This is a genomic window from Peribacillus aracenensis, assembly GCF_025175645.1.
Lineage (GTDB): Bacteria > Bacillota > Bacilli > Bacillales > DSM-1321 > Peribacillus > Peribacillus aracenensis.
Genome location: NZ_JANZMJ010000009.1, coordinates 110,433 through 131,366 on the forward strand (window position 1 = coordinate 110,433; position 20,934 = coordinate 131,366).

25 protein-coding genes, 1 tRNA gene and 1 riboswitch are annotated in these 20,934 nt (G+C 42.9%); of the genes, 23 read left to right on the forward strand and 3 right to left on the reverse strand.

Annotation, left to right across the window (positions count from 1 at the left end; genetic code table 11):
- Positions 1 to 65 precede the first annotated feature (65 nt).
- Positions 66 to 230 carry a hypothetical protein gene (locus tag N0M92_RS11640; RefSeq protein WP_260285827.1) on the reverse strand — a complete coding sequence of 55 codons (165 nt, stop codon included), beginning with the start codon at positions 228 to 230 and terminating at the stop codon, positions 66 to 68.
- Between the two features lie 612 nt (positions 231 to 842).
- Between N0M92_RS11640 and N0M92_RS11645 the strand changes: the two genes are divergently transcribed.
- Positions 843 to 2,831 (forward strand): acyltransferase family protein, encoded by a 1,989-nt coding sequence (locus N0M92_RS11645; RefSeq protein WP_260285829.1) that lies wholly within the window; start codon positions 843 to 845, stop codon positions 2,829 to 2,831.
- A gap of 196 nt (positions 2,832 to 3,027) precedes the next feature.
- On the opposite strand, the gene N0M92_RS11650 is transcribed toward N0M92_RS11645, so the two are convergent.
- A tRNA-Arg gene (locus N0M92_RS11650) sits at positions 3,028 to 3,101 on the reverse strand.
- Between the two features lie 229 nt (positions 3,102 to 3,330).
- Here N0M92_RS11650 and N0M92_RS11655 point away from each other — a divergent pair.
- From N0M92_RS11655 to N0M92_RS11760, 22 genes are all read left to right on the forward strand, one after another.
- Positions 3,331 to 4,185 carry a polysaccharide deacetylase family protein gene (locus N0M92_RS11655; protein ID WP_397443841.1) on the forward strand — a complete coding sequence of 285 codons (855 nt, stop codon included), beginning with the start codon at positions 3,331 to 3,333 and terminating at the stop codon, positions 4,183 to 4,185.
- An 86-nt stretch (positions 4,186 to 4,271) separates the two neighbouring features.
- Positions 4,272 to 4,446, forward strand: a riboswitch (cobalamin riboswitch).
- Between the two features lie 173 nt (positions 4,447 to 4,619).
- The gene (locus tag N0M92_RS11660) at positions 4,620 to 5,591 is read left to right on the forward strand and encodes an ABC transporter substrate-binding protein (protein ID WP_260285898.1); all 972 of its coding nucleotides are present in this window, start codon (positions 4,620 to 4,622) and stop codon (positions 5,589 to 5,591) included.
- Entirely contained in the window at positions 5,554 to 6,609 is a 1,056-nt protein-coding gene (locus N0M92_RS11665) for a FecCD family ABC transporter permease (protein ID WP_260285831.1), read from the forward strand. Before N0M92_RS11660 ends, N0M92_RS11665 begins: the two co-directional genes overlap by 38 nt.
- A gap of 6 nt (positions 6,610 to 6,615) precedes the next feature.
- The gene (locus tag N0M92_RS11670; protein ID WP_260285832.1) at positions 6,616 to 8,088 is read left to right on the forward strand and encodes a heme ABC transporter ATP-binding protein; all 1,473 of its coding nucleotides are present in this window, start codon (positions 6,616 to 6,618) and stop codon (positions 8,086 to 8,088) included.
- The gene (cbiB, locus tag N0M92_RS11675; protein WP_260285833.1) at positions 8,085 to 9,050 is read left to right on the forward strand and encodes an adenosylcobinamide-phosphate synthase CbiB; all 966 of its coding nucleotides are present in this window, start codon (positions 8,085 to 8,087) and stop codon (positions 9,048 to 9,050) included. Before N0M92_RS11670 ends, cbiB begins: the two co-directional genes overlap by 4 nt.
- A complete protein-coding gene (gene cobD, locus N0M92_RS11680; protein ID WP_260285835.1) occupies positions 9,025 to 10,098 on the forward strand; it encodes a threonine-phosphate decarboxylase CobD in 1,074 nt (357 codons plus the stop codon). Before cbiB ends, cobD begins: the two co-directional genes overlap by 26 nt.
- The gene (locus N0M92_RS11685) at positions 10,071 to 10,646 is read left to right on the forward strand and encodes a bifunctional adenosylcobinamide kinase/adenosylcobinamide-phosphate guanylyltransferase (RefSeq protein WP_260285837.1); all 576 of its coding nucleotides are present in this window, start codon (positions 10,071 to 10,073) and stop codon (positions 10,644 to 10,646) included. Before cobD ends, N0M92_RS11685 begins: the two co-directional genes overlap by 28 nt.
- Positions 10,643 to 11,434 carry an adenosylcobinamide-GDP ribazoletransferase gene (gene cobS, locus N0M92_RS11690; RefSeq protein ID WP_260285840.1) on the forward strand — a complete coding sequence of 264 codons (792 nt, stop codon included), beginning with the start codon at positions 10,643 to 10,645 and terminating at the stop codon, positions 11,432 to 11,434. The genes N0M92_RS11685 and cobS overlap by 4 nt, the downstream gene beginning before the upstream one ends.
- Positions 11,392 to 12,009 (forward strand): histidine phosphatase family protein, encoded by a 618-nt coding sequence (locus N0M92_RS11695; RefSeq protein WP_260285841.1) that lies wholly within the window; start codon positions 11,392 to 11,394, stop codon positions 12,007 to 12,009. Before cobS ends, N0M92_RS11695 begins: the two co-directional genes overlap by 43 nt.
- Positions 12,010 to 12,014: 5 nt before the next feature.
- On the forward strand, positions 12,015 to 12,389 hold the full coding sequence (locus N0M92_RS11700) for a bifunctional adenosylcobinamide kinase/adenosylcobinamide-phosphate guanylyltransferase (RefSeq protein ID WP_260285842.1): 375 nt from the start codon (positions 12,015 to 12,017) through the stop codon (positions 12,387 to 12,389).
- Positions 12,390 to 12,403: 14 nt separating this feature from the next.
- Entirely contained in the window at positions 12,404 to 12,988 is a 585-nt protein-coding gene (locus tag N0M92_RS11705; RefSeq protein WP_260285844.1) for a cob(I)yrinic acid a,c-diamide adenosyltransferase, read from the forward strand.
- 2 nt (positions 12,989 to 12,990) lie between these two features.
- Entirely contained in the window at positions 12,991 to 13,485 is a 495-nt protein-coding gene (locus N0M92_RS11710) for an ECF transporter S component (protein ID WP_260285845.1), read from the forward strand.
- Complete coding sequence (locus N0M92_RS11715; protein ID WP_260285846.1) at positions 13,482 to 14,180, forward strand: ATP-binding protein; 699 nt, start codon at positions 13,482 to 13,484, stop codon at positions 14,178 to 14,180. Before N0M92_RS11710 ends, N0M92_RS11715 begins: the two co-directional genes overlap by 4 nt.
- Positions 14,181 to 14,260: 80 nt before the next feature.
- Positions 14,261 to 14,536: a GntT/GntP/DsdX family permease gene (locus tag N0M92_RS11720; RefSeq protein ID WP_260285847.1), complete on the forward strand. Its 276-nt coding sequence runs from the start codon at positions 14,261 to 14,263 to the stop codon at positions 14,534 to 14,536.
- Between the two features lie 4 nt (positions 14,537 to 14,540).
- A complete protein-coding gene (locus N0M92_RS11725) occupies positions 14,541 to 14,774 on the forward strand; it encodes a GntP family permease (protein ID WP_260285848.1) in 234 nt (77 codons plus the stop codon).
- 41 nt (positions 14,775 to 14,815) lie between these two features.
- Complete coding sequence (locus N0M92_RS11730) at positions 14,816 to 14,896, forward strand: hypothetical protein (RefSeq protein WP_260285899.1); 81 nt, start codon at positions 14,816 to 14,818, stop codon at positions 14,894 to 14,896.
- 67 nt (positions 14,897 to 14,963) lie between these two features.
- On the forward strand, positions 14,964 to 15,026 hold the full coding sequence (locus tag N0M92_RS11735; protein WP_241663316.1) for a hypothetical protein: 63 nt from the start codon (positions 14,964 to 14,966) through the stop codon (positions 15,024 to 15,026).
- A gap of 22 nt (positions 15,027 to 15,048) precedes the next feature.
- Positions 15,049 to 16,593 carry a gluconokinase gene (gntK, locus tag N0M92_RS11740; protein WP_260285850.1) on the forward strand — a complete coding sequence of 515 codons (1,545 nt, stop codon included), beginning with the start codon at positions 15,049 to 15,051 and terminating at the stop codon, positions 16,591 to 16,593.
- 97 nt (positions 16,594 to 16,690) lie between these two features.
- A complete protein-coding gene (gene ybaK, locus N0M92_RS11745; protein ID WP_260285852.1) occupies positions 16,691 to 17,167 on the forward strand; it encodes a Cys-tRNA(Pro) deacylase in 477 nt (158 codons plus the stop codon).
- A gap of 88 nt (positions 17,168 to 17,255) precedes the next feature.
- Entirely contained in the window at positions 17,256 to 18,374 is a 1,119-nt protein-coding gene (locus N0M92_RS11750) for a PRK06851 family protein (protein WP_260285853.1), read from the forward strand.
- A gap of 166 nt (positions 18,375 to 18,540) precedes the next feature.
- The gene (locus N0M92_RS11755; protein ID WP_260285854.1) at positions 18,541 to 19,407 is read left to right on the forward strand and encodes a Cof-type HAD-IIB family hydrolase; all 867 of its coding nucleotides are present in this window, start codon (positions 18,541 to 18,543) and stop codon (positions 19,405 to 19,407) included.
- Between the two features lie 26 nt (positions 19,408 to 19,433).
- Positions 19,434 to 20,528, forward strand: a complete 1,095-nt coding sequence (locus N0M92_RS11760; RefSeq protein WP_260285855.1) for a PQQ-dependent sugar dehydrogenase — start codon at positions 19,434 to 19,436, stop codon at positions 20,526 to 20,528.
- A 5-nt stretch (positions 20,529 to 20,533) separates the two neighbouring features.
- Here the strand turns inward: N0M92_RS11760 and N0M92_RS11765 are convergent, their stop codons facing one another.
- Positions 20,534 to 20,887, reverse strand: coding sequence for a hypothetical protein (locus N0M92_RS11765; protein WP_260285856.1), 354 nt, complete (start codon positions 20,885 to 20,887; stop codon positions 20,534 to 20,536).
- Between the last annotated feature and the right edge of the window lie 47 nt (positions 20,888 to 20,934).

Here is a 20,934-nt window from a genome sequence, read left to right on the forward strand (position 1 = left end):
AAATGAAAATGACGGCAGAAAGGGATGGAGCGAGTGCTCCATCCCTTTCCATATATCTGCTTCTGTTAAACTTCATTCAGTACGGTGCCATGTAATTCATATTCAAGTGTTTTGTCAGTGTGTGTGTGTTTATCCGAATCTACTCGTGTAAGTGTACTGAATGGTTTCTGATCACCCGGACTGAAAATTGCTTCATCATTCTCTGGATTCCATAGGCTGTAAATACTCATGATCGTATCCTCCTCCTTTGGATGAGAAGACTAGTAATTCCCATACTTGATTATCATCTAACGCTTCCATTGACTCTAACGCTGATCACCGGGACTAAACACCGCTGCGTCATTCTCTTTGTTCCATTGGCTTCTGATTGTACTCATCATGCACATCATCTCCTTTGGTGAGAATGTCTTACAGTATTTTTATACCCGGATGGGACAGGTTAAAACATAAATTTTAAAAAAAGCATGATTTTATCCAGAAATCCATGTAATAAAACAAACCTCCTTTTACAATCAAACAGTTTGAATTGTATTGTTCGTTTTTTTGCGGGGATGTTCTTGAATTTGACAGTTTAATAAACCCGGTCAGTTGGAGCATGCCCACGTTTTTGTTAGTGCCTGGTGGACTGACCTTTTTTATAAAGTAACGTTCTTTTTCAATGAATGGAAAAGCGAGGGGGCTTCGTATCCAGGTAACATACATTTTCTGTAAGTGTCCTGGTTGATAAGTTGGAAGAAGCTCCGAACTTTAAAGAACCTTTTCTACTATATTGACAAATCATTATTGTAAAGTGATATAATTTTAAATTGTATGCATGACGAAAAAGTAGGAGATAGAATCAAATGAAACAACCATTAATTAATATTGAGAGTAAATTCAGACCCGAGATCGAAGGGTTACGCGTTGTTGCGGCACTGCTGGTAGCGGTATATCATATATGGTTAAATCGTGTTTCCGGCGGGGTTGATGTATTCTTTGTAATTTCAGGTTTTCTTATTACCACTTCAATCGTTTCCACAATTAATCGAACAGGGGAATATCGTTTTCTGCCATATGTCACAAAGTTAATGAAAAGATTACTTCCTTCTGTATTTTTTATTCTTGCAATCGTTCTCGTTTTAAGTTGGTTTTTATTACCTAAATCAATTTTAGATAAAACTTTACATGAAGTATTTGCCTCCATGTTTTTCTACCAAAACTGGCAATTGGCATTTTCGAGCACGGATTATTTAGATTCCAGCCAAATGAAAACGCCTGTTGAACACTTTTGGGCTTTGTCCATACAAGGACAATTTTATATCATCTGGTTTTTGGTATTCACTTTAATTTTATTTTTAATAAAAAAATATAAATTAACTAAAGTAAAAACATTAATCAATACTATTTTAGTCATATTATTTGTTTCTTCTCTTATATATTCCATATATTTAACCTCTGTCAATCAGCCATGGGCTTATTTCATTACGATGACACGTGTGTGGGAATTTGCTTTAGGCAGTTTGCTCTGTATCAATTTATCATTAATCAAGGTAAATAAATATATTGCTACAGTGATAGGCTGGCTCGGATTAATCGGATTAGTTTTAACTGGAATAGTCTTCAATGTATCTGAAATGTTTCCAGGGTATATTGCCTTATGGCCAATGACCTGCGCATTATTCATTGTTTTGTCTGGTACACGCGATACGAAATATGGTGTCAAACGCTTTTTAGGTTCCCCGGTAATGGTGAAGCTAGGTGGAATAGCCTTTGGAATCTATTTGTGGCATTGGGTATTATTGGAGTTCTACCGTTATAATGTCCAGGAAACTCCAGGATTCATCGTTGGGACTCTTATTATCATTTCATCAATTGCCCTTTCGTTTTTAATGACTCGATTTATAGAAGAACCAATCCGAAGCTCAAAGGACAATAAATTCTCATTCAAGAGAATCGGGTTAATGGGCAGTGTGAATGTACTCTTGATTGCCTCTCTTTTAATTGGAGTATATATAGATAAAAATAAGCTGGAAAATAATATAAACGATAAAAATTATCCAGGAGCGTTAGCTGTAAAAAACCCTGACGATATACCTGATCAAGAACCAATTCCGTCATATTCTGAAGTCTTTGATGATTTACCAAAAGCGCATTTGGACGGCAGTAACCAAGGGTTAAAGGAAAGTGACTTGAAAATTGGGAAATATGGCAAAACTGAAAATTACGATGCTACAATTGCCCTGATCGGCAGTTCCCATTCAGAGCATTGGTTAGGTGCCATTTTAGAAGCAACAAAAGATGATAATTATCGTGTATTGAATATGACTCGTTCAGGTACACGTTTTTCAACAGGTTATGCGGATGATGATTTGAAAGGTATCTGGGTCAATAATGTTCTCGATTATCTAAAGGATGCAGATGTAGATCTTGTCATTTCTCACGCCACAGCTTCTGATTCGCCTAATAATAAAATACAACAGCAAATGGTCGATCAGCTGCAGTATGTTAAAGATGAATATGGTATTGAAGTGTTAGCGATTCGTGATGATCCAAGATATAGTTTTAACGTACTGGAATCATTAGAAACAGATGGACTAGAAGAAACTACAAAAAAAATGAATTCAGCAGATAATCAGAAAGACGAAAGCTTTTGGAGACAATTTGAAAAAGAGAATAAATCCTTGCATAAAATTGACTTAACAGATTACTTCAAGGTAAACGGTAAATTCCAGCCCATTATAGGTAATGTTATAATTTACCGTGACAATAGACATTTAACGAATACTTATTCTGAAAGTTTCGGACCTGTTTTTGAAGAAAAAATCAATGAGATAGGTTTAATTGAAAAGTAAGTATAGCTAATTGGAATTTGTTTGAAGTCTAAATATAATAAAAATCTGAGTTCTGTTTTTTACAGGGCTCGGATTTTTTTATATCTATAGGGATTGATGAAGTAGTGGTTAAATTTTCTGACCGTCACATAAATCACAGAAAAAAACCCAGTTACGATGCGGAAGAACTGCATTGTAACTGGGTTTTTCAAATTAGCGTCCCAGATAGGAATCGAACCTACGACCTACAGCTTAGGAGGCTGTCGCTCTATCCTGCTGAGCTACTGGGACATATATTTAAGTCGACGACTTATTTATTATATTTCTTATAGGCAAACTTTTCAAGCTTATAGCACATACTTATGAAAAAAAATCTTCATAAATGCTCAGCAAATCACTATGCCCTTTTGTTTTCCTATTAATTCTTTAAATGGAATACTTTATTATCGAATAGTATTCTGATACTATTATACTAGAAAAAATTAGGGGAATGATAGTGAAAAGATATAGAGTTTTATGGATGGTGGCATTGCTGGGAATTTTAATTTTACCTGGATGTTCACAAGGGATTGTAGAGGGTATAGGCATAAAAACGGCTGCACCGATTGCGGAAGATGACATTGAAGTGGTCGAAGCGGCCGAGAATGAGACTGAGACTGGTCAGGATTTGGATGGCCAGATCGATACGGGAGACTGGATAATGGCCAAGTCCCCGGTCAGGCTTCCAATCTTGATGTATCACAGCATTTCTGAAGGGAATGGACTTCGGGTTCCAATTGAGGAATTCCGAGCACAGATGGCTTGGCTTCGGGAGAATGGTTACTATACATTATCCCCTGAAGAAGCATACCTCGTTTTAACCGAGAATCGGATGCCAAGTGAGAAGTGCGTCTGGCTTACTTTTGATGATGGCTATACAGATAACTACACGGAGGCTTTTCCGATATTAAAAGAAAATGATATGAAAGCAACTGTCTTCATGATCGGTAAGTCCATTGATAAAGGTCATCACCTGACTGAAGATCAAATGTTGGTGATGAGCAGGAATGGTATTTCGATCGAAAGCCATACCATCAACCATTTGGAGCTGAACCGCATGACGGCAGTACAGCAAGAAGCTGAAATGGTCCAGTCAAAGGATCTGTTCGATCGTATCCTCAAACAGGACACGACAGTGCTTTCCTATCCTGTTGGTCGGTATAATGAGGAGAGTCTTAGGGTGTCAGAAGAGGCCGGATACAAGATGGCAGTCACTACTGAACCTGGAGGAGCTTCAAGGGACCAAGGGATGTATGCCCTGCATCGAGTTCGGATTTCACCCGGATTATCAGTCGGTGGGTTCGCGTCGCTGATAGAAAATGCTTCTAATCATTGAAGATGGATGGTGCATTTCGAATTTGTTCAGAAAAATCATATAATAATCGATTCTTACATGGTGTATAATGAAGGCAGTGAAAATTATATACATATGAACGATTTGGTGTCTTAATGACTTAAAAGGGAAGTTGGTGAAATGCCAACGCGGTCCCGCCACTGTATATGGGAGCTGACGGCTATGTACCACTGTATGAGATATGGGAAGGTGCCGTTGACGATGACCATGAGCCAGGAGACCTGCCAGAATTCGTACACCTGTAACCTACGCGGATGGGAAGGTGTGTGGCAGACCCTAAGAAAGAGTCCGTAATGATATTGTTGCCATGCAAGCACCTTCCGTTTAACGGGAGGTGCTTTTTGTTTTGGGGCATCTTCCAGGAATGCGTTTTCTTTATTTAGGTGGGAAGAAATTAAATGAAAAGATTGTGGGGAATGAAAATGAAGAAGATTTTTGGTCTGATACTGTTGATGTTGCTTACTGCAGGATTGATGGTTGGCTGCAGTGACGCTGCTGATGAAGGAAAAGAAAAGCAACAAACGAATCATGCTCAACACGAAGCTTTCCCGATTACGATTAAAGATGCAACTGGGGAAAAAGTGACGATAGAACAAAAACCGAAGAAAATCGTTTCGTTGATACCAAGTAATACGGAAGTGGTCTTTGCACTTGGTTTGGGTAAAAATGTCGTTGGTGTATCCGACAATGATAATTACCCGGAAGAAACGAAAGAAATTGAAAAAGTTGGCGGAATGGAAATGAACACGGAGCTGATTGTCTCCATGAAGCCTGATCTTGTTCTTGCGCATGCATCAAGTGCCCATAATTCGAATGAGGGTTTAAAACAGCTTAAGGATGCTGGAATAGATGTCCTTGTAGTCAATGATGCACAAAGCTTTGACCAAGTCTATAAGTCTATTGAAATGATTGGACAGGCAACGGGGGAACAGGATAAGGCAAAAGAAATCGTTACGGATATGAAAACGAAGCTCAAGGATATCCAGGAAAAGGCCAAATCCGTAAAGGAAGAGGATAGGAAGACCGTTTTAGTGGAAGTTTCGCCTTCACCGGAAATATACACACCTGGTAAAAATACTTTCATGAATGAGATGCTTACTATCATTTCAGCGGATAATGCTGCTGCAGAATTGGACGGATGGGCAAAAATTGATGAAGAGTCGATGATTGCTGCAAATCCGGATGTCATCATTACAACGTATGGTTATTATACGAAAGATCCAGTTAGTGAAGTGACGGGCCGAAAGGGATGGCAAGACGTAAATGCCGTTAAGAATGGCCAAGTCTTTGATGTCCATTCAGACTTGGTGACCCGTTCCGGTCCACGTTTAATAGAGGGAGTAGAGGAACTTGCCAAATCAGTCTATCCGAACCTATTTGACAACTAAATGGGCTTTTGCTTATTTGATTGCGTTGTTCATTTTGTTATTCGCGATGACGATAGGCATTTCCTTTGGTTCGGTGCCAGTACCGATTCCCGTACTTATACAAATAATCGGCAAGGAGATTTTCCATTTGCCGATTTCTGCTGATCCGGATGTGATGCTTACGAATATCGTGATGAACATCCGCCTGCCGCGTGTATTGCTTGCGGGTTTGGTCGGGGCATCACTTGCGATTGCGGGTGCGGCTTTTCAGGGACTGCTCCGGAACCCGCTCGCTGATCCTTACACATTGGGTATTTCATCAGGAGCATCGGTAGGCGCCGTATTGACAATATTCTTGAATATTTCACTGCCGTTCATCGGTTTATATACTCTTCCGGCATTGAGCATCTTATGCTCAGTGCTCACGATGCTTTGCGTACTGACTTTCGCAAAAAAAATGGATCGATCGATGAAAGTGGAAACGATCATTTTAACGGGAATCATTTTCAGCTCATTTTTAAGTGCCTTCATTTCATTGATGATTGCGCTGACGGGTGATGAATTAAGACAAATCATCGGCTGGCTGATGGGAAGCGTTTCAATGCGAGGTTGGAATTACATTGCAATCATTTTGCCGTTTTTTATCATTGGCTCATTGATTTTGATCATGAATACAAGTGAATTGAATGCGATGACTTTCGGGGAAGACCGGGCAAAGCACTTAGGTGTGAATGTTAAGCGGCGGAAAATGTGGATCTTGATAGCCGGTTCGACATTGACGGGGGCAGCCGTTGCCGTTTCAGGGGCGATTGGCTTTGTAGGATTGGTCATTCCTCATTTTGTCCGAAAGATTTGGGGGCCTGACCATAAACATCTACTTCCTTTGTCATTGTTGGTAGGAAGCGGATTCTTAATATTGGCGGATTTTGTGGCACGAACGATCATTGCCCCATCGGAACTGCCGATCGGGGTGATCACCTCACTTATCGGGGCACCTGCATTTGCGCTGATTTTATTAAAGAGACGGAGAGAAGGGTAAAAACGGATGCTTGAAGTAAGAGGGTTAACAGGTGGATATCATAACAAAGCTGTTTTGGACTCTGTCTCTTTTGATGTACATAAAGGGGAATTATTCGGGATTCTTGGTCCAAATGGCAGCGGAAAAACGACGCTTTTAAGCATGCTTAGCGGGGTGCTCGATTATAAAGGCGGAAGCGTACGGATTAGAGGTAGGGATTTGAAGGATTATTCGTCAAAACAACTTGCACAGGTCATTGCTGTGCTCCCCCAACATTCCTCATTAGCTTTCTCCTATACAGTAAAAGAGACGGTCTCACTTGGGCGATATGCTCATCAATCAGGTTGGTTCCACAGTTGGTCCGCAGAAGATGAATCGATTGTCCAACGAGTTATGGAACAAACGGGAGTAGCTGATTTTCAGGACCTTCATTTTGAACGATTATCAGGAGGGGAGAGACAAAGGGTCTTGCTGGCACAGGCACTTGCCCAAGAGCCGGAAATCCTTTTTTTGGATGAACCTACGAACCACTTGGATCTTTCCTATCAAAAAGATCTTCTGGATCTAATGAGGAAAATGGCAAAAGAGCAGAACTTGACCGTTATTTCAATTTTTCATGATTTGAATTTGGCTGGATTATATTGTGATCGGCTTATGTTGCTTGAGAAAGGGCAGATTCAGGTTGTTGATGTGCCGAACGAAGTGCTCCAACAGGAACGGATTCAGGATGTATATCATACGACGATCGAAAAACATCCACATCCTGGCCTTCCGAAACCGCAGATGTTCATCGTTCCGGAAAAGCATGGCCATGATACTATCCCATTGGAAATCGATGGTTCTTATTTGACAGTCGGTCAAGAGATGATTCAATTGGATTCTCCGATTCCGCTTAGAACGATGTCTTCTGGAGTGACTGGTTCAGGGACGGGCTGGCATAAATATTTTGTGAATAGGCACGTCCATCATGGTTATGATTGCGAGGATCATCATGTTGAAATGGCCGACTATTTAAAGACTCATGGTTTTGAACCTCAGGAAACGGTAGGGATGATGACAGCCGTCTTTCTCGACACGGTTGCTTTCAAGCTATTAAGAGCTGAAGATTTCTCGGTTTTCATTATCGTGACGGCTGGTGTAGGCAATGCTATCGACGCTTCCTTAGCAGACCGGCATTCTTGGAGTTCCGCTCCAGGAACGATAAATACTTGGATATTCGTAAATGGTCATTTGGCAGAAGAGGCTTTCATCCACAGCATAGTTACTGCGACCGAGGCAAAAGTAAAAGCGCTTCATGATTTGCATGTCATGGATAAGGTGACAAATACATGTGCAACGGGAACATCGACAGACAGCATTTTGATTGCGGCAACTCAAAGAGGGGCAAAGCTTCAATATGCGGGCACCATCACTCCGTTAGGGAAGCTGATCAGCCGTGGTGTTTATGATTGTACAGTGGAAGCAGTAAAGAATACTCGGAAACGGATTGAGGATTTATGATTTATCATCATCTTTTTGCAGTTACGCTGGCGTTTTTCCTTGATCTATTAATTGGTGATCCGCCAAATTGGCCGCATCCAGTCAAATGGATAGGAACGATGATAAGCAAGTTGGACCTGGCATTCAATAGAGGGGCATATAAGAAACGGAATGGATTCTTCATGTTGATCATCGTCGTATCGGCGGTGATATTGATTACTGGTCTTACCGTCTATTTGGCTTATCAGATCCACCCGCTTGCAGGCATCCTTTGGGAAGCTGCTGTCATTTCCACTACGATAGCTCAGAAGGGCTTGAAGCAAGCTGGGATGGATGTTTGCAATCCGCTTAATGAACGGGATTTTCCTGAAGCGAGGCTAAAGCTTTCCTATATCGTTGGCCGTGATACTGCTGATCTTGATGAATCCGAAATAGTCAGGGGCACCGTGGAAACCGTAGCGGAAAATACCAGTGATGGGATTACGGCACCGATGTTTTGGGCAGCATTTGGCGGTGCGCCGCTCGCGATGATGTACAGGGCGATTAATACCTGCGATTCCATGGTAGGGTACAAAAATGATAAATATGGGCAATTCGGCTGGGCTTCAGCCAAGCTCGATGATATCGTCAACTGGATTCCCAGCCGCCTCACCGGATTCCTGATGTTGCTAAGCTCGAAATCCGGCCATCATGGATTTGGTGCCAGATGGAAGATATTATTCAATGACGCAAAAAAACATCCAAGCCCGAATAGTGGGTGGTGTGAAGCAGGTGTTGCTGCCATTTTGGGAATACAGCTTGGAGGCCGGAATATGTACAAAGGAGTTGTTTCCGACCGTGCGAGGATGGGAGTTCCGCTTGTTCGATTGGAAGCAAAACATATACCAAAAACGATTACCATCATGCATCGGTCATCATTTCTTTTTCTGCTGATGCTATGGCTAGGGGGACTTATTCTTGACATTACCTTCTCATGGCTCTAATCCTCATTATCTTTACGAAGCGCTGGAAATCGAGATGCCTGAATCGATTATCGACTTCAGTGCTAATATCAACCCATTGGGTCCGCCTTTATGCATAAAGGAACAGTGGTCTGGTTTTTTTGAAGGAATCCTTCAATACCCAGATCCGCATGCCATTGAACTGACAAAAACAATGGCAAAAAAAGAAGCGCTTCCTGAGCAATCCGTTTTGATTGGGAACGGTGGTGCTGAAATCATCATGTTGGTAGCGAACGGATTAGCCAATAAAAGGGTGCTAATCATTCAGCCGGCATTTGCGGAATATGCTGAAGCTTGTTTGGCAGCAGGATGTAAGGTCGATTTTCACCAGCTTGATGCTCCTGAGTGGCAATTGGACTTGGATCGATTGATTCCCCGATTACCCGAATATGATGCAATTTTCTTATGTACGCCTAATAATCCGACGGGTGTTTCATTTAAGCGGGATACAGTTAGGGAATTGATCATTGAATGCCAAAAAGCGGACTGCCTGGTAGTCCTGGATGAGGCTTTTTATGATTTTACTGAGGATGCCTTTAGTTATGCTTCTTTAATCAATATATTTCCACATTTACTCATTCTAAGATCAATGACTAAAATCTTTGCAATTCCGGGTTTGAGACTGGGCTATTTGCTTGCTGCACCTGACATCATAAAACGGGTAAGAAATTATAAACCGCATTGGAGCGTCAACCATGTGGCACTTGAAGTAGGGAAAATCTGTCTTGCAGAAGAGGCTTATTTGAGAAAAACAAGAGACTATATTGCATGGCAAAAGCAAAAACTATTCCGGTTTTATGAGGAGCAAGGGTTGAATGTCTCCGATAGCACAGTCAATTTTTATTTGGTGAAGGATGAATCCTTATCCCTTTTCCCCTTTTTGCTGAAAAAGGGAATCGTACCGCGTCATACCTATAATTTTCCCGGTTTGGATGGAAGGTGGCTTCGGTTTGCAGTGAAGAGTGAACATGATAACGAAGCATTGATGGAGGGGGTAAGACAGTGGAGAAAGCAAGGCTCTGTTTTATAACCGGGGGTGTTCGTTCCGGAAAAAGCAGCTTCGCAGAAAGAAAAGCACTGGAGTATGCACTCCAAACGGATGGGAACTTGCATTACCTGGCCTGTGGCCGTATCAGTGATGTGGAGATGGGTGAACGCATCCTTCGGCACCGGAAGGATAGAGAAAGCAGCCCGATTGCTTGGAAAACTTCTGAATATGCAACGGATATTACAAGGATAGGGGAGGACATTGATCAGGATTCCATCATTCTGCTCGATTGTCTGACAACCCTGCTTGATAACGAGCTATTTGGCCCTGGTATTCCGCTTGAAGAAGAATTTTTAGATAGCGTTTTTTCAAAAATAATAACCGGAATCAATGAGATAAGAAAACAATCCAGCTGTTTAATAGTCGTGAGCAATGAATTGGTGCAGGAACCGATTTTCCAGGATGATTTCCTTCATATATACGGAAAAACACTGGGCCAGCTTCATCAAACGATCGTCGGGCAGGCCGATGAAGCCTATCTTGTAGAAGCGGGAATTCCATTGCGGAAGAAAGGGTGCATGCAGGAATGAGCGGAGTGATCGGGTTTTTAATTAACCTGCAGTTCTTTACGGTTTTTCCAATAAAGAAGCAGCTTCCGATGGAGAAGAAATATATTCACCGTGCCATTCAAACCTTTCCGTTGGTAGGTCTTTTGCTAGGCTTGATATTGGGTGGTGTTTTGTATGCGCTCGTGGAATGGACCCCATTGTCATCGCTTGCGATTGCCTTTTTCCTTTGGTTTTTGACGATGGCATTAACGGGAGGTTTGCATCTCGATGGCTGGATCGATGCAAGTGATGCTTTTTTTTCCTATCAGGATAAAGAGCGGCGATTGGAAATCATGAAGGATTCCAGGACAGGTGCATTCGGTGTCATCTCTGTCATAGTCCTATTGGCCGCCCGGTTTCTATTTATCTATGAAATTGTCCAAAGGGTAAATGAATGGACATACTTCCTGATCATTGCCCTTCCACTCTTAAGCAAATGCGTGATGGGTTATTTGCTCATCCGGATGCCGCTGGCTAAAAAAGAGGGGCTCGGTGCTTTTTTTCAAAGTGCAGTAAAGAAAAGCAGTTTGCCCATTTATTGGCTGTACCTACTTGTAAGTCTGGCGGTTGCCTGGATCATCGATCTTAAGCTTGTCACCTTATTTTTCATCATGTGTCTGGCTGCGGTATTTTTCCTGGTTTATATAAAACGTAAAATCGTCAGTTGGTTCGGTGGGATAACGGGGGATGTACTGGGGGCATCCGTGGAAGGGGTTGAGCTTTGGTTATGGCTGATATTGTGGCTATTACACTACTTCGCCATGGGCTGACGGAAGCAAATGAGCGAAAGGCCTACTTAGGCTGGACCGATTCCCCATTAAGCATCAAAGGAGAAAGGGAAATAATGGAATTAAGAGGCTCTTACCCAAAGTATGAAAAAATTCACAGCAGTGATTTGCACCGCTGTGTGGAAACTGCACGACTGCTGTTTCCACATGCAGTTCCGGTCAAAGATCCTTTGTTCCGTGAAATGAACTTCGGCAGTTGGGAAGGTCGGACGTATCATGAGTTGAAGACAGATCGAGATTATCTAAATTGGCTGGAACGTCCCATGGAGGCCCTTGTGCCCGGGGGTGAAAGCTATCCGGCATTTTCCGAGCGTGTGAATAATGGCTGGAACCATTTGATTGCCTGTAAGGAGAACCGAATTGCCCTAATGACACATGGAGGGGTAATTCGTGATTTACTGGTCCGCCATGCCCCGAAGGAAAAGTCCTTTTTTGATTGGGAAATTTCCCATGGCAGGGGATATGAGCTGATATGGGAAGACCGGGAAAGCTTAAGGAGGGGAGAACGCTGCACTTTGTTACAGGAGGCGCCTATAATGGGAAAACTAAATGGGTAAAGCAATTGTATGGTTTGGAAAATGATGTCCTTTGGCTGTCCGGTTATCGAAAAGAACAGCCTGAATTGAATGGTTTTCAAGGCAAGACTGTTGTATTGCAAGGGTTGGATGCATGGATTCAACAAGATGCAGAAAAGATGGATTCAGATTCGATTCGAAAAAGATGGAAGGAAATCATGGCTGATTGGCGAATATGGGAGAAAGAAAAGGATGAGCACAATTGCATTGTGATCGGTTCTGATATTTCCAAAGGCATTGTCCCGATCGAAGCAAAAGATCGCAGATGGCGCGATGCTTGCGGATGGGTCTTTCAAGATGTAGCATCCATATCCAGTCGCGTTGATATCATCTGGTATGGAATGAACCAGCAAATAAAGTAGAGGAGGCAATTGGGATGAAAATCTATACACGTACAGGGGATAGGGGACAAACAAGCGTAATCGGAGGTCGGCTTGATAAGGATGACATCCGTGTTGAATCTTATGGAACGGTCGATGAAGTGAATAGCTATATCGGTCTTGCGGTGACAGAATTGGATTCAGCGATATTTACGGATGTACTGGCCGATCTAGAGAAAATCCAGCATGAGCTGTTTGACTGCGGCGGTGATTTGGCAACCGTTTCCGAGAAGGCCCCACAAAAGCTGACGGAGGAGGCCATTACCTATTTGGAAGAACGAATAGATGCCTTCATACTTGAAGCGCCGGAATTGGAAAAGTTCATCCTGCCTGGCGGCTCAAAAGCGGCTGCAACCATTCACATCGCCCGTACCGTTACAAGAAGGGCGGAACGATTGGTCGTTTCATTGATCAAGTCTGGTGTGGCCGTTTCACCATTATCACTTCAATATTTAAATCGTTTGTCGGATTACTTCTTTGCCGTTGCACGTGTGATCAACTTCCGTCTTGGTGTGAAAGATGTGGAATATATCCGCAGCGCAAATGTATTCCGTGGAGGGAAAAGGAAGGAAAAAGAGTAAACATGGATGTAAGAAAAATTAGTGCAATTGCTATATTCATTGCCTTATCGGCGGTAGGGGCAATGATTAAAATCCCTTCCCCGATCGGGAGTATCGCTTTGGATAGTTTTCCGGCCCTTTTGGCGGCTGTCATACTTGGACCGGTATCGGGGGCTATTGTAGCTGGGCTTGGCCATATCATTTCAGCGTTATTCGGCGGCATGCCACTTGGGCCATTCCATTTTTTGATCATGGTCGAAATGGCGGTCCTGACATGGATGTTTAGCATTTTATATATAAACGGAAAAAAAATAGGCGCATTTTTCCTCTTCTTTATCGGTAATGCCTTCATTTTAGCCCTGCCTTTCGTATTTCTGATCAGCCCTGGTTTTTACACGTTATTGGTTCCGGGATTGACGGCAGCGACGGCGGTAAATGTAGCATTGGCTGGCCTTTTACTGCCACGCTTGGAGCCTGTCTTGAAAAAAATGATTTTTAAAGATGGACTCGCAGAATGAGTGATTCATTGATTTTGCCATTTTCCGAATCAGATTCTTTGATTATTTCAAGTGATAATAGCGGCGGAATCGGCCTGAAGGAAAAAGATCTTGTCCATGTCCCTTATGAGGTCGTTGGATATTATTCCTTTCGGGTTGCCGTCATGGAATGTTTGGGCGTTGGCGGGAGTCCAGTATCCGTCGTTCTAAATAATTTTTGCGGCGATCAAGCCTGGGAGGACTTGACTAGGGGTGTCAGGAAGGGGCTGAGTGAATTGGGAATGGAGGATCTCCCCATTACAGGCAGCACTGAAAGTAACATGCCGCTTCTTCAATCAGCACTTGGACTTATGGTGATCGGTAAACGAACGAATAAATCCGTTAAAAAGCAGCATCCTTTACGGAAAATAGCTCTGATCGGCAGGCCGCTCGTTGGAGAAGAAGTAATGGACCAGCAAGATTGGGTCGCGCCGTTATCTTTATATAAAAGCCTTTGTGAAATGGAAGGTGTTCAGGCACTTCCAGTCGGTTCAAAAGGGATAGCATATGAATGGGGGCATCTGGATCAAAATGGTGAAGGTGTTTCTGTGCATATAAGTAATAAAGTCGATATTGCAAAATCATCAGGACCATCCACATGCTTCCTCATTGCTTATCCTGAACAACTGGAGGAAGAAATCAAGCACCGATCCGGTCCTCTATTTATTGGTGAATGATATTTCAAGACTGAATCAGGTATCGAGTTTAGTTCACAATGAACTAGTTCGATGCTTTTTTCTTTGAGAGCCATACCTTTATGGATTCCTTTCCTGATTTAAGATGTTTAGTTTTCTTGATCATTATCATGGACAAAGTAAAATGGCACCCATGTAGTGCGTTACTCCTCGCCTCCGTCGTTTTAGGGATTATCGCACGTATGGATATTCCAGATGTTGCAGATGCTGTTCAGACAGGGGCAGGTAAAATAGCACTCATTGTCGGTTTAGGTGCCAAGCTTGGAAAGGCGATGGCCGAGTGTGTAAATAGGAATTCCCATGTTTACTGGACCTGTTTTTGGTTCCTGAATATCTAAAAGAATGGATGGACAAGCACCCGAGGGGGTAGCGGATCAATGCTCCAATATACATAACCGTGTGCACCCAGGTTTCGGCATTACCTTGATCATGATTTTAATGCCGTTCTTACTAATGTTGATCGGAGTTTTCGGTGCTGTGTTTGGTGAAGATTCAATATTGGATGATGGGATTGCCTTCATTGGAAAACCGATCATCTCCTTATGTTTTCTGTGGTTGTTTCATTCTTTACATTAGGATGAGCTAAAGGTTTTAATAAAGAAGAACTATGCCAATTCATGGTCGCCTGCCTCGCCCCAACTGGATCCATCATCTTGATTATTGGAGCCGGCGGTGCATTTAAAAATGCATGGAGGTGAAGCCGGATTTTGGATGATCAAATAGCTTTTTTTAACAGGCGCGCAAACGTTAAAGTCTTGGTCGGTTATGGAAACGATTATATCAGTCGTTTCACTTATCCTAATCTTACTATTGAATTCAATTGTTTAAGAGAAAGGAGCATGATGTAAATATGGGACATTCAGGTTATATGATGGGGATCGATATTGGTACGACGAGTACGAAGGTCGTTCTTTTTTCTAAAGGGGGGGAGGTTGTCCAATCTTGTTCGAGGGGATATCCTCTTCACAGTCCAACTCCTTCCGTTGCGGAACAAGATCCCGAGGAAATTTATAAAGCGGTCATCATTGCAATAGGCGAGGTCATGATTGCAAGCGGAATAGAAAAGCAAGAACTGGGCTTCATATCGTTCAGTTCGGCGATGCATAGCTTGATCGCAATTGGTAAAGACGGCAACCCGCTGACGAATAGCATTACATGGGCAGATAATCGAAGTGTTGTCTATGCGGGGAAATTGAAGGCTTCGGAACAGGGGATGCAATTGTATCACAGAACGGGAACACCCATTCACCCAATGTCGCCAATTACGAAAGTAATGTGGTTAAGAAATGAGCATCCCGGGATTTTTAACGAAACGGAAAAATTTATAGGAATAAAAGAATACATCATCTATAAATTTTTCAATGAGTATGTGATGGATTATTCGCTCGCTTCTGCAACCGGCATGTTCAACTTGAATGACCTGAAGTGGGATGAAGAGGCACTCACCATCGCCGGAATCGGGGCTGACAAGCTGCCGGCGCTTGTCCCTACGACCCATATCCTCTCAGGCTTAAGTGAGGAATTAGCTGCAAAAATGAACATTCATGCTGGTACCCCGTTTGTGATTGGCGCGAGTGATGGCGTGCTTGCCAACTTAGGGCAAAACGCAATCAAGCCAGGAGTTCTGGCGGTGACAATCGGAACGAGCGGTGCGGTAAGGACCGTCAGTGACCGGCCGCTTACCGATCCCAAAGGCAGGACTTTCTGCTATGCCCTTACTGAGAATCATTGGGTAATCGGCGGACCGGTCAACAATGGGGGAATCACCTTCCGATGGGCTCGCGATCAATTGGGCCGTATGGAAATCGAAAAAGCGAAGGCTTCGGGGCAGGACTCCTATGAGATTCTGACGGATATGGCTTCTAATATTGCACCTGGTTCAGATGGGTTGATATTCCACCCGTATATGGCAGGGGAACGGGCACCATTATGGAGTGCCGATGCAAGGGGCTCCTTCTTTGGGTTGGCGCTTCATCACACTCGTGACCATATGGTCCGGGCAGTGCTGGAGGGTGTGATGTATAATTTGTACAGCGTCCTTATTGCTGTAAAGGAGCTGACTGGTGTTCCCGAGAAGATTCATGCAAGCGGCGGATTTGTCCGTTCGAAGCTCTGGCGCCAAATCATGGCTGACATATTCAATCAAAACGTGACAATTCCTGAAAGCTTTGAGAGTTCGAGCTTAGGTGCCGCCGTTCTTGGATTATACGCTTTAGGCGAAATCGAAAGCCTTGATGAGGTTGAGGGTATGGTTGGTGAAACGAATGAACTTGTCCCAATCGAAGAGAACGTTAAAGTGTATGAAGAGTTAATGTCGATTTATTTATCCGTGAGCAGGCAATTGGAAGGCGACTACAAGAGGATCGCTGATTTCCAAAGACGCCACTTAGAATAATTTTTAGGGAAAGCACAGATGAATAAGCACTGTGCTTTTCTTTTTGCCCGGTCTTTAAAATGGTAAGATGGTAGAAAACGATAAGGGGAATTTTCTTATGGGAGCCAGTAAAACGAATGCAATGCGAATTCTTGATAACAAACGTATAGAGTATGGCATGATGAGCTATGATGCCCGCGATGGAAAAATCGACGGGATCACTGTTGCGGACAAGATTGGAAAAGCGCCGGAAACCGTTTTTAAAACTCTGGTTACCCATAACGGACCGCAGCAGCTTTACGTATTTGTCATCCCTGTAGCAACCGAACTGGACTTGAAAAAAGCAGCGAAGGCAGCAGGTGCAAAAAAGATTGAAATGCTTGCGGTTAAAGATCTGCAAAAATACACAGGGTACATTCGGGGAGGCTGTTCCCCGATCGGAATGAAAAGGCAATACCCGACCTTTATCGATGAAAGTGCAACAAACCTGCCTGAAATCATCGTAAGTGGAGGGAAAATCGGTACACAAATCGTATTAAAACCGACAGAATTCCTGGAAGTCACCCAAGCGGAATCTGTAGCCCTCATAAAATAAACTGTTTGCCTTTAGGTATTCACCTATTGGGTCTTTTCATCATACGCTGTCTTGAAGTCATATCTGTATTGTGAGGGAGAGTGTGAAAGTGACAGGAAAAGTGATGAATTATTTTGCTGGGGGCAATACGGCTAAAGGTTTTTATAGTTTATATGATTCCAATTTAAAAGGTCTGGAAAGATTATTCATATTAAAAGGCGGACCTGGTTCCGGTAAATCGACCATTATGAAAAAAATCGGCCAAGAATGGCTGGATAAAGGCTTTGACATCGAGTATTTACATTGTTCATCCGATAATGATTCCATTGATGGAATCATCATACCGGCTTTGAAAATCGGGATCGTGGATGGGACCGCCCCGCATGTGATTGAACCGAAGGCACCAGGGGCCATTGAGGAATATGTCAATCTAGGAGCAGCCTGGGATTCCCAGCAGTTGGCTTCTGAAAGAGCGGCCATCATAAAGTTGACGAATGCGAGAAGCAAGAGTTTCGATAAGGCATATGCCTTATTCGCTGAAGCATTGAAAATACATGATGAATGGGAAGACATTTATAAGGCAAATATTGATTTCGCAAAATTGAATGGGTTGACCAATAAATTGATAGAAAGCTTTTATAGAGATATCGTCCTTAATAAAAAGTCGGATGTTCGCCACCGATTCTTAGGTGCAGCTACACCAAAGGGTGCAGTTGATTTCATCCCCAATATTACTGAGGGAATACAAAAACGGTACTTTTTAAAGGGCCGTCCAGGTTCCGGTAAATCAACGATGCTGAAGAAGATAGCAAAGGCTGCGGAGCAAAGAGGCTTTGATGTGGAAATATATCATTGTGGTTTCGATCCGCATAGCTTGGACATGGTAATCATCCGGGAGGTTGGAATCGCCATATTTGACAGCACATCGCCGCATGAATATTTCCCGAGTTGTGGAGGGGATGAAATCATTGATATATATAAAACGGCCATCCTGCCGGGAACAGATGAAATATATGCCGAACAGTTAAAGGATGTTTCCACTAGGTACCGGACGAAAATGAATGAAGCGACAGCAAATCTGGCTAAGGCAAAAGAGCTGCATGACGAACTCGAAAGGATTTATGTAAAAGCAATGGATTTTACAGCCATCGATGACATTCAAAAAGACATCCACGAACAGATTATTGAACGTGCCCAGGATGTCGATAGAAAAACGATTCTACATTAAGAAAATAAACTGCACCTATCATAGTTAGGTGCAGTTTATTTATATACATAATCGAATTTTCTAATGACTGAAGTCACACCAAGAATATATACGGGTTTGTTAAACGTGTTTATCCACGATCTTTCGGTTAAAATAGGGATTATATTGAAAAAAGGGGCCGATTGAATTGATAAAGACGATTGCGATTGATATGGACGGAACATTGCTAAACAAAATGCAAAAGGTCAGTGAGGAAAATAAACAAGCCATCCAGAAGGCGCAAAGCGAGGGTGTGGAAGTGATCATTGCTACTGGAAGATCCTATGTGGAAGCTAGGTTCGCCTTGGATGAAGCAGGCATCGTTTGCCCTGTCATCTGTGTAAATGGTGCGGCCATCTTCACGGAGGACGGAAAAATTGCCGCTTCCAATCCAATGTCAGCTGCCACTGCCAAAATGGTCGCTGAATTCCTCGAAGCACAAGGGATTTATTTCGAAATATATACGAGCCAAGGGATTTATTCTAAAGACTATGAAAATGCAATATCTGTTTTGGTTGATGTATTCGTTACAGCGAATCCTGACATTGACCCTGAGGACATGCGGAAATATGCAGAGCAGCGTTTACAGCTTGGACAGGTAACTTCCATTTCCGATTATTCCGAGTTATTCAGCCGTTCGAATGAGGAATATTATAAAATCCTCAGCTTCTCAAAGGACTTAACTTTATTAAATCAAATTGCCTCGAAATTGAAAGGACAGGGAGTTACAGTCACTTCATCGGGACGTGAAAATGTGGAAATCATGAGTGAAACAGCCCAAAAAGGTACGGCATTAGAAACATATGTGAATGGAAAATCCGGCTCGATGCAGGAAACGATGGCTATCGGGGATAATTATAATGATATATCCATGTTTGAACGGGTAGGTTTGTCTGTCGCAATGGGAAATGCCCCGCTCGAAATTAAAAAACTGTGTGATGAAGTAACAGGCAGGAATGATGAAGCCGGTGTCGCGGAGGCCATTTTAAAGGTGCTTAAACAGTCAGCCTATTAAACTCATGAATCAAAGGGGGAAAGATTTTGAAAAAATCGCTCTTTTTTTTCCTTATGGCTACATTGATTTTAACTGGTTGTACCATGAATGATGGTGACAGCAAACCCCAGCCGAATCCTGTCAAAGAAGAGGCGGGCACGTTAGGGGAAGACCCGGATGTGCTTGTAACGAACCTGAAGGCCCCATGGTCGATCCAGAAGAATGGCGACACAATGTATGTGTCAGAGCGGGCAGGAACAATCGTTGAATGGGACAAGGATAAGATGACACGGCAAAAGGTCAATCTTAAAAAGACATTGTCAGCTAAAGCGGAAGCCGGGTTGCTTGGGTTTTTGCTAGCTCCCGATTTCTCTAAGAGCGGGCAAGCTTTCGCCTATTATACCTATGAAGAAGGCGGGGATTCCATCAATCGAATCGTCATTTTAGAAAAAAATGATGATAAATGGCAGGAGATGGAGACCTTAATCGACGGAATACCAAGCGGGGACTTCCACCATGGCGGCAGGATCAAGATTGGACCGGATGATAAGCTATACGCAACAACAGGCGATGCAAGAAAAGCTGAAATCGCACAGGACCTGGATTCTTTAGGCGGGAAAATTCTGCGCATGAACCTGGATGGCACCATTCCGAAAGATAATCCTTTCGGGAATTCATACGTCTATTCATACGGTCACCGCAATCCACAAGGTCTGGCCTGGGATGGAGCAGGACAGTTATATGAAAGTGAACACGGAGATTCGGCACACGATGAATTAAATAAAATTGATCCAGGTAAGAACTATGGCTGGCCAGATATAGAGGGCGATGAGCAAAAACCTGATATAGTAATACCATTGATTCATTCCGGTGAGAATACATGGGCTCCATCCGGCATGGCCTATTTTGACGGAAAGCTCTATTTTGCAGCCTTAAGGGGCGAAGCGCTTAAGAGTTATGATGTAAAAAGCGGAAAACTGACTAATATCATTACAGGCTTAGGAAGGATACGTGATGTATTCGTTGATGAAGAATTCCTTTATTTCATAAGCAATAATTCGGACGGCCGAGGAAATCCTGATGAAAAGGATGATAAACTTTATCGTTTGCCACTATCTACCTTAATGGGAAATATGCCCTGAAGTTATCATGAGAAGCTCGGAGATGTGGATTTGTTCGAATGAAATCCTTCCGCAACGCAAGCATCGAATATCGGGAAGCCCCGCTTTTTAATAGCGGGGATTCCTTCTTTTTGTTTATGGCCTCGAAGCATCGACCACGAAGAGCATGGCATGGCCCGCCCCGATTTGACCCATACGATTTCGCCAAATTCACGAGTATTCGCTCGAAACTCACGAGTAAAAGCGTGAAACTCACGAGTATTCGCTCGAAACTCACGAGTATTCGCTCCAAACTCACGAGTAAAAGCGCGAAACTCACGAGTATTCGCTCCAAATTCACGAGTAAAATTGCGAAAGTCACGAGTAACGTCCAAACCCACGGGTATTTACTCCAAATACATAGTGTTTCTCACCAAACTTACAATTA